At 72.1% G+C, this 15,613-nt stretch carries 10 protein-coding genes; 8 read left to right on the top strand and 2 right to left on the bottom strand.

All coding sequences use genetic code 11. From position 1 onward, the window contains the following. Positions 1–448: cytochrome P450 (locus tag U9977_RS07935; protein ID WP_322748543.1), on the top strand; the 448-nt coding region annotated here is incomplete at its 5' end. 67 nt (positions 449–515) lie between these two features. Here U9977_RS07935 and U9977_RS07930 read toward each other — a convergent pair. Together U9977_RS07930 and U9977_RS07925 are read right to left on the bottom strand one after the other, a co-directional pair. After that, positions 516–1,451, bottom strand: coding sequence for a hypothetical protein (locus tag U9977_RS07930; RefSeq protein ID WP_322748542.1), 936 nt, complete (start codon positions 1,449–1,451; stop codon positions 516–518). Further along, entirely contained in the window at positions 1,448–2,428 is a 981-nt protein-coding gene (locus tag U9977_RS07925; RefSeq protein ID WP_322748541.1) for an ABC transporter ATP-binding protein, read from the bottom strand. The genes U9977_RS07930 and U9977_RS07925 overlap by 4 nt, the downstream gene beginning before the upstream one ends. Positions 2,429–2,766: 338 nt before the next feature. Here U9977_RS07925 and U9977_RS07920 point away from each other — a divergent pair, with 338 nt between their 5' ends. The 7 genes from U9977_RS07920 to U9977_RS07890 all read left to right on the top strand — a co-directional run. Next, positions 2,767–3,060: a hypothetical protein gene (locus tag U9977_RS07920; RefSeq protein ID WP_322748540.1), complete on the top strand. Its 294-nt coding sequence runs from the start codon at positions 2,767–2,769 to the stop codon at positions 3,058–3,060. Between the two features lie 162 nt (positions 3,061–3,222). Beyond that, positions 3,223–4,446, top strand: a complete 1,224-nt coding sequence (locus tag U9977_RS07915) for a cytochrome P450 (protein WP_322748539.1) — start codon at positions 3,223–3,225, stop codon at positions 4,444–4,446. Between the two features lie 127 nt (positions 4,447–4,573). Continuing rightward, positions 4,574–5,485: a biotin/lipoyl-containing protein gene (locus tag U9977_RS07910; protein WP_322748538.1), complete on the top strand. Its 912-nt coding sequence runs from the start codon at positions 4,574–4,576 to the stop codon at positions 5,483–5,485. Beyond that, on the top strand, positions 5,482–7,923 hold the full coding sequence (locus tag U9977_RS07905; RefSeq protein ID WP_322748537.1) for an ATP-binding cassette domain-containing protein: 2,442 nt from the start codon (positions 5,482–5,484) through the stop codon (positions 7,921–7,923). The genes U9977_RS07910 and U9977_RS07905 overlap by 4 nt, the downstream gene beginning before the upstream one ends. After that, positions 7,920–10,718 (top strand): ATP-binding cassette domain-containing protein, encoded by a 2,799-nt coding sequence (locus U9977_RS07900; RefSeq protein WP_322748536.1) that lies wholly within the window; start codon positions 7,920–7,922, stop codon positions 10,716–10,718. Before U9977_RS07905 ends, U9977_RS07900 begins: the two co-directional genes overlap by 4 nt. 71 nt (positions 10,719–10,789) lie before the next feature. Further along, positions 10,790–14,092, top strand: a complete 3,303-nt coding sequence (locus U9977_RS07895) for a DUF4135 domain-containing protein (protein WP_322748535.1) — start codon at positions 10,790–10,792, stop codon at positions 14,090–14,092. A 71-nt stretch (positions 14,093–14,163) separates the two neighbouring features. Beyond that, the coding region (locus U9977_RS07890) for a TOMM precursor leader peptide-binding protein (RefSeq protein WP_322748534.1) at positions 14,164–15,613 on the top strand (1,450 nt) is incomplete at its 3' end.

Raw genomic sequence — 15,613 nt, 5'->3', positions numbered from 1 at the left:
GTGTTCACCGAGGCGATGCGGCTTTACCCGCCGGTGTGGGGCATGGGTCGGTATCTGCTGGAAGACCGTCTTGTCGGATCGGTATCTGCTGGAAGACCGTCTTGTCGGAGGCTATCGGTTGCCGGCCGGCTCGACGCTGCTGCTGTGCCAGTGGGTTGTCCATCGCGACGCGCAGTGGTGGCCGGACCCGGAACGTTTTGACCCGACCCGCTGGCTCGGGGACCGGATCGACCCGGACCGGCCCCGGTACGCCTACTTCCCCTTCGGAGGCGGTCCGCACCAGTGCATCGGCAACAGCTTCGCCCAGACCGAGGGGGTGCTGGCACTGGCCACGATCTGTCGTCGGTGGGCGTTCGAACCGGTCGTCGGTCATGAGGTCGTACCTGAGCCGCTGGTGACCCTGCGGCCGCGTGGCGGCCTACCGATGATCATCCGTCGGCGCGGCTGACGGTCAGGCGCACCGGGTCTCGGCCGCACCGGGTCTCGGCCGTACCGGTACTCAGGCGCATCGGGCGTCACGCATCCCGGCGGGTGAACACCGTCCCGGCGATGACCAGGCCGACCAGCGCCCAGACCGCGAGCACCGCGACCTCGCCTGCGGTTGACAACGACCCGGCCACGGGCCGGACGCTGCTGAGCGCCTGCACGGCCCCCTCGGGCAGGTAGGCCTGCACGCGGTTGCCGGTCGATGCCGGCAGCGCCGCCGTCAGCAGGTTGACTCCGAACAGGCTCAGTGAGTAGACGGCCACGCTCGCCGAGGGATGCCGGACGACCGTGCCGATCGCCAGACCGAGCAGGCTCACCACGGCTACGGCCAGTCCGCCGGCGAGTACGGCGCGCAGGGTCGGCCCGGAGCTGAGCGTTGCCTCGATGTGACGGCGTGCCAGCACCTGTTGGCCGACGATGAAAGCTCCCAACGATGCGGTCAGGCCCGCGAGCGCCGTGACCACCGCCACGACCGCTGCCTTGGCGGCCAGGACCATCCAGCGTCGTGGCACCGCGACAAGAGTTGTGCGGATCATGCCCGTGGTGAACTCGGTCGTGACGAAACGCGCGGCCATCGCGCCCAGCAGGATCTGGGCGACGATAAGCCCCGCCAGGGACGTCGCGGTCGCGTCGAAGGTCGCGCGGTCGGCAGCTGAGAACGAGGCCCATCCCCGTACCCGGGTGGAGCACAGGATCGCGCCGACCCCGACGGAGGCGATGAGCGCCAGCCGCAGCGAGCGTCGCGTCGACGCCACCGAGAACAGTTTGATCCACTCGGAGTAGACCGCCCGGCCGAGTGCCGCCGCACCCGCGCTCCCCGCGCCGTGGGCGGCGACCCGCGCCGGCTCTGGCGCCGGGAGCTGCCCGGGAGACGGGAGCGAGGTACTCGTGTCGGAACCAGCCGTACCAGGACCGGCCACGTCGGGGGTGGCCCTGTCGGGAGTGGCCATGTTGGGAACGATCATTGCGTTTCAGTGCCTTCCACTGGGGACGCCCGGCCCAGGGCGCCGCGATGGACGGTGCTCGCTTCGGTCAGCGCGGTGAACGCCTCTTCGAGGGATGTGTCGGCCGGGGACAGTTCCACCAGTCGCAGGCCGTGCGCCACGGCCATGTCGAAGATCGCTCCGCTGTCCATCCCGCGGACGGTGAGCAGGTCGGACGAGGTGCCGTCCCGCTCGACGCCCGCTGCCGGCGCGCCTTTTTGATCATCGACCTGGGCGCCGTGCCGGCGCAGCACGGCGGCGAGCTCCCCGGCCCTGGGGCTTCGCACCACGACCGACGGGCCGCCGTGACCGGCGATGATCCGTTCGACCGAGTCGGCCGCGAGCAGGCGGCCCCGCCCGATGACGACCAGCCGGTCGGCGATCTGTGCGATCTCGGCGATGAGATGGCTGGACAGGAAGACCGTGCGGCCCTCCCGGGCAAGCGTGGCCAGCAGCTTTCTGATCCAGGTGATGCCGTCGGGATCAAGGCCGTTGGCCGGCTCGTCGAGCACCAACGTCGGTGGGTCGCCGAGCAGCGCCGCCGCCATTCCGAGCCGTTGCGTCATTCCGAGGGAAAGCCGGCCGGCCGGCGTCCCGGCGGCGTCACCCAGGCCCACCATCTCCAGGACGGTGTCGATGCGGTGGCGGGCAATCCCGTTGCTCGCGCACAGCCAGCGCAGGTGGTCATGGGGTGTACGGGCCGGATCAACCGCCCCGGCATCGAGTAGCACCCCGATTTCCCGTACCGGTTGGCGATGCTGGTGGAAAGGCCGGCCATTGACGGTGACCACGCCGTCCGACGGTCGGTCGAGCCCCACAATCATCCGCATAGTGGTGGATTTTCCGGCACCGTTCGGCCCGAGGAAGCCGGTCACCGCACCGGCTCCCGCACCGAAGGTCAGGCCATTCACCACCGTCCTGCGGCCGTACCGTTTCGTGAGACCGATGGCCTCAATCATTCGTTCCTCCGGTCGTGGACTCCGGTATTCCGGCTGACGCCGCGATGCTCGTATTTCGGCTGACGCCGCGATGCTCGTGCGAGCGCACGGTGTCGCCTGGCAGCGTAGGCGCGCAGGCGTATGGCGGGGAAGGCCCACACACCATCTCGGGGCAGGTGATGACAGATGTCATGGCCGACCCGTGAAAGTGACATCCATGCGGATGTGATATCTGCCCGGGTGAAACCACTGACATTGGCGACTGTCGTGAACACGCCTGCCTGACGGACAGTGATGTCGCACCCGGGACAGCCCGAGCACATCCAGACCCGCACGCATGACATGAAAGGTGACGTCACATGTCCGAGAACAGCTATGTGGTCTCCGATGAGGATCGCACTCGGTTCGCCACCATGGTCGCCCGGATCTGGGGAGACCCGGAGCTGGAGGCTCGCTACGCCGGCGACGCACGCTCGGTCCTCGCCGAGTTCGGCATCACGCTGCCCGAGTCGGCACCCACGCCGGAGATCCCGGCGAAGCCCGAGGGCGACCTGAGTATCGAGGAGCTTGACTCTGTCGCCGCCGGTCTTTCCGTCAGCTCGCTGGCCTGCGCAGCCTGCCCGGTGTCGAGCTTCAGCAGCCTGTCCAACTGACCTGAGAGCGCCCGGCCCGGCCCCGGCACAGCTGTGCCGGGCCGGCGTTTTCCCGGCGGTCCAGGGGCTGCGGCGGTCCAGGGGCTGCGGCAGCCCAGGGGCTGTTGCCGTCCGGGGGGCGCGCGCCCGGACAGGCCCTAGCACGGGAGAGGAGCTACGGCGTTGAGCACGTTAACCGCCGAAGTGCAGACATTTTTCAGTGACCCGCGGGCGCGGCGCGATCCGGCCGCCTTCTACCGCCGCCTGGTCACCGAGGAGCCGGTGACCCCACTGGGTCGGATGTGGGTGGTGGCGGGCTACGACGAGTTGATGGCGGTCGCCACCCATCCGGCCACCTCCTCGGATCCGTCGGTGCTGGGCACCGCGATCCCGTTGTCACCGAATCCCGTACTGTCCGCGGCACTGTCCCGGATGCTGCCGTTGCGCGACGGCGCGGACCATCGCCGGCTCAAGGGGCTCGCGATCCGTACCTTCAGTTCCCGCGGCATCGCGCAGGCGCGCACGCTGGTCAGCGAAACCGTGGACGCGCTGGTCGACGCGAACGCCGGCCAGGGATCGTTCGACGTCGTCGCGGACCTGGCCGTGCCGCTGCCGGTAGCCCTCACCTGCGCGCTGCTCGCCATCCCGGTCGAGGACCGCGGCCGTGTCCTGGAGTGGGCCGTCGTGCTCAGTGGACAGATGCTCGGCTTCGGTGTCGAGCAACCCCCGGACACCGATCGAAAGATCGACGATCTTCTCGACTACATCAATCGGCTGTGCGCCGACCGCGAACATCAGCCCGGACCCGACCTGCTCAGCCGGCTCGCTCTCGCCACCCGTGACGGCCAGCTCACCCACGACGAGCTGGTCGCGTTCGTCCTGATGCTGTTCGTCAACGGGCTGGAGACGCTGACGGCGGGGTTGTCCGCCGCGGTGTGGCAGGTTCTGCAGGCGCCGGAGCTTCTCGACCACATTCGGGACCATCCCGGCGACGCCGAGGCCGTGTTCGACGAATGCGTGCGGCTCGGGAGCCCGGTCCGCGCCAGCACGCGGGTGCTCCTGGATGACATCGACGTCGGCGGACGGCGGTTGCGACGCGGCGCGGCGGCCATCCTCCTGTTCGCCGCGGCCAACCGCGACCCCCGCCGATTCGTCGATCCCGACCGGCTCGACCCGCGGCGCTCCGAGCGCCGGCACCTCGGGTTCGGTTTCGGGCCCCACCTGTGCCTGGGGGCGCCGCTCTCGCTCGCCGCCGGCGCGACCCTGCTGGACCGGCTCGCGCGCCGTTGCCGGGACCTGCGTACCCCGCTCACCGCGGACACCGCGCAGTGGGAGCCCTCGCTGGCCTTCACCGGTCTGCGGGCACTTCCGGTGACTTTCGCTGCGGCTGTCCCCGTCGACGCGTGAGGGTCGGCGCCGCGCGCGTTCCCTGACCGGCACTCCGACATCCCGCGGACATCCCGCGGACATCCCGCGGACTACCCGCGGATCGGCCACCACTGGCCGTCCCGACCCCAGGCTGGGAGAGCCCGCCATGCGCCTTGCACCATCCCCGTCAGCCGACCGGACGCCGGTGGCCGACCCCGCACCCCCGCCGGGGTCGACCGGCGGGAAACCGGCGAAACCGCCGAATCCAGTGACAACCGGGGTGCACACGGCGCCGGAGTCGGCGCCGAACGTGGCGCAGACGTCGGGCGCGACGCAGGGTGTGTACGCCGCCGACCACCTTGACCAGCCGATCCGTGTCCTGTCGGGACGGCTGTGGGCGGCTGCGCTCGCCCTGGTCGTCCTGATCGGCGCGGGGGCGGCCTGGGCGGTCGTGGGTACGCTGCCACACCACCTTTCCGCGCGCGGTGTGTTGGTACACGGCCGGGGTCCACTGGCCGCGGCGGCGCCGAAGGCCGGCGCGCTCCTCTCGGTCACGGTCGGGTCGGGCGAGCAGGTGCACCGCGATCAGGTCGTCGCGATCGTCGCCACGCCGGACGGCCCCGCGCCGGTGCACGCGCCGGCCGACGGCGCGGTCATGAACGTCGTCGCCGTCCCGGGCCAGCAGCTGGACGCCGGGGCTGCGGTCGTCCTGGTCGACCCTGGTGCGGATCCGCGGACCGCGCCGGCGCAGGCTGTTCTGTTCGTGACCTCGCGCGAGGAGCTGTCCAGCCTGCAACCGGGACAGCAGACGCACCTGGCCCTGGCGGGCGGGGTGCTGGCCGGGCACATCACAGCCGTGGCCGGCTACCCGTCATCCGCGGCCGAGCTGGTGTCCCGGTTCGGCTCCCAGCGGGTGCCCGGAGTCGACGCCGGTACGGACGTGTGGCTCGTCGAGGTGGGCATCGACGCGGCGGGTGCCGAGATCGGTGCGCAGATTCCGGCGATGAGCCCGGTCGCGGCGAGCATTCTCATCAGTCGCGATCATCCGTTGCGGGTCCTGTTTGGACAGCGTCGGTGAGCGCGGCGATCGCGACCGACCCGGAGACCGGGGGGCGCGGTGGCTCAGCGCACTCACGATCGCGCCGCGGTCGGCCCGCCGGCCGGCACGGCCTGCGTCCACACCTGCGCCTACACCTACGCCTGCGCCTGCGCCTGCGCCTACGCCACGCGCGGCGACGCAGTGCGTTCGTCCCACAGATGGAGGAGCAGGACTGCGCGGCGGCCTGCCTGACCGCGGTCCTCGCCGGCTTCGGCCGGCGGGTGAGCCTGCACGAGGTCCGCCAGGCATGTGGGGTGACCCGCGACGGGGCGACGGCTGCCGCGCTGGTCCGCGGCGCCGCCCGGTACGGGCTGACCGGAACCGGCCGCCGGGTGGCCCTGCGGGAGCGCGGCAATCCGGTGGACACCGCGACGCTACGCGCCCTGCCCACACCCGCGGTCGTGCTCGTCGACGGCCCGCACTTCGCCGTCCTCGACGGCGTCCGCCGTGGCCGGGTACTGGTCAACGACCCCGCCGCGGGCCGGTACCGGGCCACCCCCGACGCTTTCGCGGACACCTTCCGCGGCATCGTCATCACCTTCGCCCCGGACCCGACATTCCGCCGCGGTGGCCGGCGGATGCCGTTCGCCCACGCCGTCGCCGCCCGGCTGCGTCCACACGCGTCGGTGGCCGCGATCGCCGTGCTCGCCGGCCTGCTCGGGGCCATCCCGACCGTGCTCGCCTCGGTCCTGTTCCGTACCTTCCTGACCGACCCGAATCTGGCCGACCCCGGTCTGGCCGGTACCGCGGGGATCGGCGCCGACACGTTGGCCGTCCGGCTCAGCATCGCGCTGGCGGCGGCGGCGGTCACGGTGGTGGCGGCCACCTGGCTCCAGCAGGCCGTGCTGGGCCGGGTGCTGGTGGCCATGGCGGCGCGCACGTCCGGGGAGTTCCTGTGGCGGATGCTCCGGCTGCCCGGGGTGTTCTTCCACCGCCGCCAGCTCGGCGGTCTGGTCACCCGGGTGCAGGTCAACGACGGCCTGTCCGTGGTGCTCACGACCCGGCTCGCCGCGGCGGTGGCCAGCGTCCTGACCGGTGCGCTCTACCTGGGCACGCTGGTCTGGCTCAACTGGCGACTCGCCCTGATCGGCGTCGGCGTCGCCGCGGCGAACCTGGTCGCGCTGCGGGCCGTCGTCGCGCGCCAGACCGCGGACCGCCACGAACTGCAGGTCGCCGACAGCCGACGCGACGGTGTCGCGTTCGCCGGGATAGCGGCGATCGAAACCCTCAAGGCCGACGGCGGTGAGGACACCTTCTTCGCCACCTGGGCCGGCTGGCAGGCCCGCGCCATCAACGCCGGCCAGCGCGCCTCCGCGCGGGCGCAGACGCTGCTGGTACTGCCGACGACGCTGAACGTTCTCGCCGGTGGGCTGGTGGTCGTGCTCGGCTTCCAGGAGCTGCTGCACGGACAGATCAGCGTCGGCACGCTGGTGGCGGTGCAGATGATCATGGGCAGTCTGCTGCTCCAGATCACCATTCTGGTCGGCGCCGGCGCGGATCTGATCACTGCCCGTGCCCAGCAGGCGCTCGTCGACGATGTCCTCGACGCCGAACCGGACCCGGCGCTGACCCCCATCCTGGCCCCTGCCCCTGCCCCTGCCCCTGGCACCGGCACCGGCACCGGCACCGGCACGGTCTCGGTTGCGGAGCGCCCGGCGGTGCCCGCGCAGCGAGTGCCCGTCGACGCCGGGAGGTTGCGCGGGCACATCGAGCTGGTCGACGTCAGCTTCGGTTACGACCCGCACCGCCCGCCCGTGCTCGCCGGCGTCTCGCTGCGTATCGCGGCAGGCCAGCGGGTGGCTGTGGTCGGGGCGTCCGGCGGTGGGAAGTCCACGTTGGCCCGGCTCGTCGCCGGGGTGCTGCGGCCGGTCTCGGGCGAGGTCCGCTACGACGGGATGCGCCGTGAGGACGTCGCGCGCGCGGTGCTGACCTCATCGATCGCCTATGTGGATCAGCAGTTGCACCTCTTCTCCGGGAGTGTTCGCGACAACCTCACGCTGTGGGACGGCCATATCAGCGATGCGGAGCTGCGCCTTGCACTTGAGCACGCCTGTGTCGCCGACGTGGTGGCCCAGCGCGGTGGGCTCGACGCGGCCTGGGTGCGGGAGGAGGCCCGTAACCTCTCCGGCGGGGAGCGCCAGCGCCTGGAGATCGCCCGCGCGCTGGCCATGGACCCCGCCGTACTCATCCTGGATGAGGCCACAAGTGCGCTCGACCCCATCACCGAGCGCAACGTCGATGCGAACATCCGCGGCCGTGGATGTACCTGTCTGATCCTCGCTCACCGGCTGAGCACCATCCGGGATGCCGACGAGATCGTCGTGCTCGACCGGGGGCGGGTGGTGGAACGCGGCGCCCACACCGACCTGGCCGCCGCGGCCGGACCGTACCGCCGCCTCTTGGAGGAGCTGGTATGACATCGAATCCCACCGCTGTGCGCCCGGAGGTGACCGCGTCCGCGGGCGGCGGCAAGGCGTGGTCAATGTCGACACACACCGTCGACGTCTGGGATCACACCAGCTTCTGGCGGGTCGAACAGGGCGCGGTCGACCTGTTCCTGCAACGCGAGGCTGGGTCGGGCGATGCCGGGCCGGGCGGTTCCGATGCCGGCGCCGGTGAGCTGCGGCCGCTGCTGCGGGTGTCCGCCGGCGAGGTGCTGGTCGGTGTGGCCCCCGGTGATGTTCCCGAGGGATGGACACTGATCGCGCGCACCGTGCCGCCCACGGTGCTGCGCCGGCGTTCCCTCACCGGGACGTGGATCGTCCCGCCCAGCATCACCGAGCCGGAGCTGCGGGACTGGCTGGTGCGGATCACCCGCGCCGTGGCCGGGGACGTGCGGGATACGTCGGGTGCGCCTGGTGCTCCGGACGGGCCCGGTGCTCCGGACGCGCTTGATCCGCCGTCGTTGACCGGCGAGAACTTCGCCACGCTCACCGTCGCCGCCCTTGGCGGCTTCCACCGGACCGTCCTGGCGCTGGCGATCAGCCGGGCGGACCGGGATGACGCGAGGTGGCGGCGGCGGCTGCACGAGCGCGCCGCGGACAACCTGCGAGTGCTCACCGGAGCATGGTCGGCGCTGGGCGCCGTGCTGGCACCGGCCGACCCGTCGGTCCCGGCCGGGGATCCGGTCGCGCAGGCCACGGAGGTGGTCGGGGCGGTGGCCGAAACGCTCGGCGTACCGCTGGTCGTACCCGCCGGGCTGGCCGCACCGGCCGGGCTCGCCGTGTCACCGCGCGTCGGGGGAACATCCGATCCCGTCGGCGCCATACTGCGGGCCAGCCGCATCCGCGGGCGCACCGTCACCCTGGACCCGTCCCGGCTGGCCGGCACCGCCACCGTCATGATCGGATGGACGGGCGAGGACGGGCATCCGGTGGCACTGCTGCCACGGCGCCGCGGCTACCGCATCCACGACCCGGCCACCGGCGAGCGCCGTCCACTCACCGAGGCGACCGCACGCACCCTTGCGCCAACCGCGCTAGCGGTCTATCGGCCGTTGCCGGCCCACGCGCGCTCACTACCGGCCGTGATCAAGTTCGCCCTGGCCGGCTCCGGACCGGACCTCGGTGTCCTGCTGCTCGCCGGGATCGTCGCGGGCCTGCTCGCGCTGACTGTTCCACTGGCGATCGGACTGGTGCTGCCACGGCTGGTCATCGATGGCGGCCCGGGTGCGTTGGGCTGGCTCGCGGGCCTGCTCGCCGCGGTCGTGGCCGCTTCCGGCCTGCTGCTGCTCGTACGCAACGCGGCCATCGTGCGGCTGCAGAGCCGGCTGCAGTCGGCTCTGGAGCCTGCGGTGTGGGACCGCCTACTGTCCCTGGGCGCGCCCTTTTTCACCCGGTACTCCACCGGTGAGCTGGTCGCGCGGGCGGGCGGCATCGCCGAGATCCGTCGCAGCCTGTCCGATGTCACCGTCACCGCTCTGCTCGGCACGGTTTTCGCCCTGGTGAGCATGGTGGTGGTGATCGGTATAGACCCGGGGCTGGCGGGGCTGGTCTTCGCCGGCGTGACCGTGCTGGCGGTGGCGCTGGTCGTCCTCGCCCGCCGTCAGCAGCGACACGAGTCGGAGGTGTTCCGGCTGCACGGCGAGGTCTACGGGCTCCTTTACCCGGTGATGCTCGGTATCGACAAGATCCAGGCAGCGGGTCGGGAGACCGCCGTCTTCGCGCTGTGGGCGCGGTTGTTCGCCCGGCAGAAGCGCGCGGACGCGGCCACTCAACGCCTGCAGGCGGTCGCGACCGGGCTGGTCGCCGGAGCGCAGCCACTGCTGCTGACCGCGCTCGTCGCGGGTGCCACCGCGTTGGGCATGGCGGTGAGCGTCGAGCACCTGCTCGTCACCGCCGTGGCGGTGGCCCAGGTGTCGATCGCGTTGGGCCAGCTCGGCAGCGTGGCGGGGCCCGCGTTCGCGGTGGCGCCGATCCTCACCCGGCTCACCCCGATCCTGGCCGCCGAGCCGGAGGCCGACGCCGATGCCGCCGACCCCGGCGCGCTCGCAGGCACGGTCGACCTGGACGACGTGACCTTCGCATATCCCGGAAACTCCCGCGCCACCCTGGACCGGATCGCGCTGCGGGCGGAGCCGGGCGAGATGGTCGCGGTGGTCGGGCCGTCCGGAGCGGGCAAGTCCACGATCGTCCGGCTGCTGCTCGGGTTCGAGACCCCCGCTTCCGGTCACGTCCGTTACGACGGTCGGGATCTTGCCGGGCTCGACCCGAGGGCGGTTCGCGCCCAGATCGGTGTGGTCACCCAGCACAGCCGCCTGATCCGCGGTTCGCTGCTGGACAACATCGTCGGTTCGGCCCAGGGCGTCACCGAGGACGACGTCTGGCAGGCCGCACAGACCGCCGGCATCGCCGACGAGTTGCGGCGCCTGCCGCTGGGTCTGGCGACCCGGGTCGGGGAGGACCACCAGAGCTTCTCCGGTGGGCAGATCCAACGGCTGTTCATCGCCCGCGCGCTCCTGCGTAAGCCCGCGATTCTCATCTTCGATGAGGCCACCAGCGCGCTGGACAACAAGACCCAGCACGAGGTGACCAGCCGGGTGGCGGAGCTTTCCTGCACACGCATTGTCATCGCACATCGGCTGAGCACGGTCCGTCAGGCGGATCGGATTTATGTACTCGACAGCGGCCGGGTCGCGGCCGTGGGCACCTTTGCAGAGCTGGCCCGCCAGGACGGTCTGTTCAGCCGCCTGGCCGCCGGACAGGAGATGTGATGGACACCGTCCCCATGCCAGCCTCAGGCGGCCCAACCCAGGGTGGTCCAGCCTTGGGTGGTCCAGCCGCGATGCCGGTCCCCGGCGTCGCGCCGCGGGCGGGTCTCCCCGGCTCCGGGGACACGCTGCTGGGGTTGCCGGGCGGTGACGCACGGCTGCGTGAGATCATCTGTGCCGCCGCGCCGTTCCACGAGCGTTCCGACACCACGATGTTCGTCGGTGTGCCGGGTGTCGGCCGCGGCCGGCTTTCGGACCGGGTGAACCGCTGGCTGCGCGTGGCCGGCGGCGACGACGCGGCCACCCGGGCACTGCTTGAACACCGGGCGGCAACCGGTCGGGGGCTTGGCGCCGGTCTGCGCACCGTCGCGCTGCGAACCCCCGACCAGCTCCCCACCTGGGCGTGGGCACTCGTGGAGTTCCTGCACGCCCAGCCGGCCACCGCCGCGCAGGACGACGCCACCGGGTTGAAGGCCGCACCGCTGGTGGCGTTCCAGCGGGCCGCCGAACGACTGCTGCCGTGCGACGACGGGGTCGTGGCGGGCGTCGCCGTCACCGAGCGGGGTTGGCAGGCCGTCACCCGGAGCCTGGTCACCCGTCTGGTGGAGGTCTGCGACGCGGCGCTGCGGTTCGAGCTGCAGGTGGCCGCCGCGACGTCCGGATCGCTCGACTGGGCCGACCGTGACGACCTCGACGTCAGTCGCCAGGGATGGCTGGGCCGGCTGGAGGCGCTGCCCGGCCTCGCCTACGTGGTCGGGCTGACCTGCCAGCAGTGGCGCGATGTCACCGTGGAGATGTTCGAGCGGCTGCGGGCGGACCTGCCCACCCTGCGACGTAACCTCTGGGGCTGGGCCGATCCCGGCCCGTTGGACCGTTTCACCGGCGGTGCCGGCGACCGGCATGCGGGCGGCAGGTCGGTCGCGCTGCTCTACTTCGCCGCCGGCCACGCGGTCGTGTACAAGCCCAAGGACCTCACCACAGCCCTGGCGCTCACCGATCTGATCGCCTATCTCAACGCAGCCGGGCTGCCGCTGGGTCTGGCGACCCACACCGTCCTGCTGCGCGGCAAGCACGGCTGGGAGGAGATCATCGCAGCCGGCCCCTGCGACAGCCCCGACGCCTTCAGCCGGTACTACCGCCGGCTGGGCATGCTGATGCGGCTCATGCAACTGCTGGAGGGGCGCGACCTGTTCGCGGACAATCTCATCGCCGCGGGCGACCAGCCGGTGCTCGTGGACGTCGAGTGCGTTCTCTACCCGCGTACCGCCCCGCCGCCGAGCATGGACGCCCGCCAGCGGACGCTGGCCGAGGCGCTGGAGTCCAGCATCGTGCGCACGTCCATGGCGGTGCAGCCGTGGGTGTCCGGGCCGGACGGGCGGTCCCTTGACCTCGGCTGTCTGTCCCACGCGGGCGACGCACCGGGCGCGAGCCTCGGCGGTAGCAACCTGCCGTTGCCCAGCTACCGCCCGTGGCATGGCGATGTCACGGCGGATCCGTGGGAACACTTCGACGACGTGATCGCCGGGTATCGGGACATGCAGGCCGCGCTGGTGGCCAACCGTGACGGTCTGCTCGCCCCGGACGGTCCGCTCGGGCTGTTCCACGGCGCCCGGGTCCGCTACATCTGGCGTAACACCTTCGACTGCCAGACCCTGCTGCGTGCCTCGCTGGGCCCGCTCGCGCTCGTCGACGGCGCCGCCCGCGAGGCGGTGCTGGGCGGCGTCCTGCGTAACGCCTTCCGGATGCTGCACGAGAACACCGAGCGCACGGACGTGCCCGAGGTCGCCGAGGAGGAACTGGCCGCCTTCCGGGAACTCGACGTTCCCCTCTTCGAGTCACGGACGGCGTCGACGTCCGCCTTCACCCCGGCGGGACGGGAGATTCCCGGGCACTTCGAGGGCACGGCCTGGCAGCGGCTGCACGATCGGGTGACCACGGTCGACACCTTCGACCTCGACGGGCATCTCGCGGTGCTCACCGCCTGCATGGAGGCGGCCCGCTACGGCACCGAGACGGCGTTGGCCGTCACGGACAGTGCGGATGACGACCGCGCCGCCGGTGTCGAGGCCGGCCCGCCAGGGGTGGCGCCGCGCCGGTTGGCGGTACCGAGCCGCAGGTCCGGGCCGATGGACGGCACCCAGCTCCTGGACATCGCCTGCGGGATCGCCGACGACCTGCTGGCGGCCCGGTATCGCGGCTCCGACGACCCGGCCGGCTGGCTCGGCCTCGCCTGGTACCCGGTACCCGACCTCCACCAGATTCAGATTCTTCCGCCGGACCTGCTCAGCGGAGCCGGCGGCGTGGCGCTGTTCCTGGCCGAGTTGTTCGTGCTGACCGGTGAGCCGCGGTACTGGGTCGCCGCCCACCAGGCGCTCGAGGACATCGCGGCGGGTGGCGAAGCGCTGCAGGTCCTGGCCCGCGACACGAGGATGTGGGGCGGCGCCATCGCGCTCGGCGGGTTCACCGGCCCCGGCGCGGCCCTGTTCGCGCTCGCGCGCGGCGGGGAACTGCTCGGTGACGAGTCCCTGGTCGATGCGGCGCGTGGGCTGTTGCCCGGCCTCGCCGCCGCCGCGCAGGCGGGCCGGAGCCTGGCCGACGTCCCCTTCGGTGACGCCGGGTTGCTGCTCAACCTGCTGGCCCTTCCCGAGGTCACCGGCAGCGTCCCCGCCGGTGCTGGTGTTCCGGCCGGCGGCGATCCGGCGACGCCGGGTACCGCGCGATCGCTGGCCGGGGTGTCGCTGGCCGGGGAACTGACCAGCCGAGCACTCACCGCGCTGCGTGGGACCGGCGTCCGGCTCACCCGGTTGCCCGCCGGCAGCCGGCTGCTCGATCTCCTTCCGGTGGGCCGCGACAGCATCGCGGTCGCCCTGGCCCACGTCCACCGCAGCGCACCCGGCCTGGTGGACGACCCGGCGGTGGTGGCGGCCGCGGTGCGGGCCCACCGCCCGGACCTCGCCACCCGGTCCGGGCGGTTGAGCGCGTTGGCGATCGCGGCCAGCGGGGGAGCCGAGGCCGGTACCGATGGCAGTACCGGTACCGACGGCAGTATCGGTACCGACGACAACGGTACTGACGCCAACGCGGCACCCGCCCGGCCGCAGGCGGCCACCGACGGGCGGACCTGCCGCGAGTTGGTCGCCACCGCCGGTGAGGCCCTGCTGGGAGATGCCGCCGACGGCGGCGGGACCGGCCGGGAGATCGCCGAGGTGATGCTGCGTGCCCTGGTGCGCAGGCGCGCACGGACCGGCTCCTGGTTCGGCGACAGGGTGGTCGACGACCGGCTCATCCCGTCGGCCGTGGACGGTACCAGTGCGATCGGGCTGCTGGCCCTGCACCTCATCGAGCCTGCCCTCCCCTCGCTGACGCTGCTGCACTGACCGTTGCCGCTGCACTGACCGTTGCTGCTGCACTGACCGTTGCCAGTGCGCCGATCGTTGAGGAGCACACGATGACCATCGAGTCGACCATCACCGGGCCGTCCGGTGTCCCGGGGGACGGGGTGCTGGCTTTCCGCGGCCATCTCCTCCCGCAGGTTGTCGAGGGCGAGGGGCTCTACCTCATCTCCGAGCGAGGTGTGGATGTGCTCGCAGGGCCCCTCGCGGAGGCGGTGGCGCCGTTGCTGGACGGCACCCGCACTGCCGAGCAGATCAGCACCGAGCTGGTCGGCCGGTTCCCCCAGGAGCGGGTGCTGTTCGGCCTGGACCGGCTCGTGCGCTCCGGGCGCGCCCGGGTGGGCGAAGGTGCGGCCGACGGCGCGGGCGCGGCGTTCTGGAACCTCGCCGGTCTCGACGGTGACCAGGCCGCCGGTGCCGTCGCGGCGGGAGCCGTCGATCTGCGGGTCCTGGGCGACGTCGACCCGCGGCCGGTCGCGGCCGCGCTCGCCGCCTGTGGCATCGATGTCGGCACCGGGCCGGATCTCGGCACCGGCACCGGCACCGGCACCGGCACCGGCACCGATTCCGGGATCAACCGTCTGATGGTGGCGGTCACCGACGACTATCTGCATCCCGCTCTCGCCGAACACAACGCCGCCGCGCTGCGGTCGGGACGTCCCTGGCTGCTGGCCAGGCCGGTCGGTTCCGTCCTGTGGGTCGGGCCGCTGCTGGAGCCGGGCCGGACCGGCTGCTGGGAGTGCCTGGCCCAGCGGTTGTCGGCGAACCGGCAGGCCCTGACCTACCTGCAGCGCCGGGTCGGGCGGGATGCCCCGTTCGCGACCGCCGCGGCCCGGTTGCCCGTCACCACGTCGCTGGGCGCGCAGATCATCGCGCTCGAGGTGGCGAAGTGGCTTGCCGGCATGCCGGATGCCGAGCCGGTGGTCATCACACTGGACACCTTCTCGCTTGTCACTGAACGTCATCAACTAGTGCGGCGTCCCCAGTGTCCGGCATGTGGGGATCCGACCCTGATGGCGGCCAGGGCACGTCAGCCGGTGACGTTGTCGGGCCGCAAGAAGCGCTTCACCGCCGAGGGCGGACATCGGGCCACCCCGCCCGAGGAGTTCGTCGACGCGTTCCTCCACCAGGTCAGTCCGGTCACCGGAGCCGTCACCGGACTGTTCCACCTCGATGTCGGACACGGTGTGCCGCCCGGCCTGCTGCACGGCTACGCGGCCGGCCACAACCTGGCCCGTGAGGTGCGGGACCTGCGCATGCTGCGCCATGGGCTGCGCAGCCAGAGCTGCGGCAAGGGCATGACGGACATCCAGGCGAAGGCGAGCGCGCTCGGCGAGGGCATCGAGCGCTATTCCGGTGTCTTCCAGGGTGACGAGGCCCGGGTGACCGCCACCCTGGCCGGCCTGGACGGCGCGATCGACCCCGCCTCCTGCCTGCTGTTCAGCGGTGACCAGTACGCGGGCCGCACGGAGTGGAACGTTGGTCGGTCACCGTTTAACGTCGTTT

The organism is Protofrankia sp. Cas8 (assembly GCF_963555845.1).
Taxonomy (GTDB): domain Bacteria; phylum Actinomycetota; class Actinomycetes; order Frankiales; family Frankiaceae; genus Protofrankia.
Note: the sequence above shows the minus strand (reverse complement) of the source record. Positions and strands in the feature narration are given on the sequence as shown.

Coding starts and splice junctions, on each gene's coding strand:
- U9977_RS07930 (WP_322748542.1), bottom strand. CDS start 1,451: ATGATCGTTCCCAACATGGCCACTCCCGACAGGGCCACCCCCGACGTG.
- U9977_RS07925 (WP_322748541.1), bottom strand. CDS start 2,428: ATGATTGAGGCCATCGGTCTCACGAAACGGTACGGCCGCAGGACGGTG.
- U9977_RS07920 (WP_322748540.1), top strand. CDS start 2,767: ATGTCCGAGAACAGCTATGTGGTCTCCGATGAGGATCGCACTCGGTTC.
- U9977_RS07910 (WP_322748538.1), top strand. CDS start 4,574: ATGCGCCTTGCACCATCCCCGTCAGCCGACCGGACGCCGGTGGCCGAC.
- U9977_RS07900 (WP_322748536.1), top strand. CDS start 7,920: ATGACATCGAATCCCACCGCTGTGCGCCCGGAGGTGACCGCGTCCGCG.
- U9977_RS07895 (WP_322748535.1), top strand. CDS start 10,790: ATGCCGGTCCCCGGCGTCGCGCCGCGGGCGGGTCTCCCCGGCTCCGGG.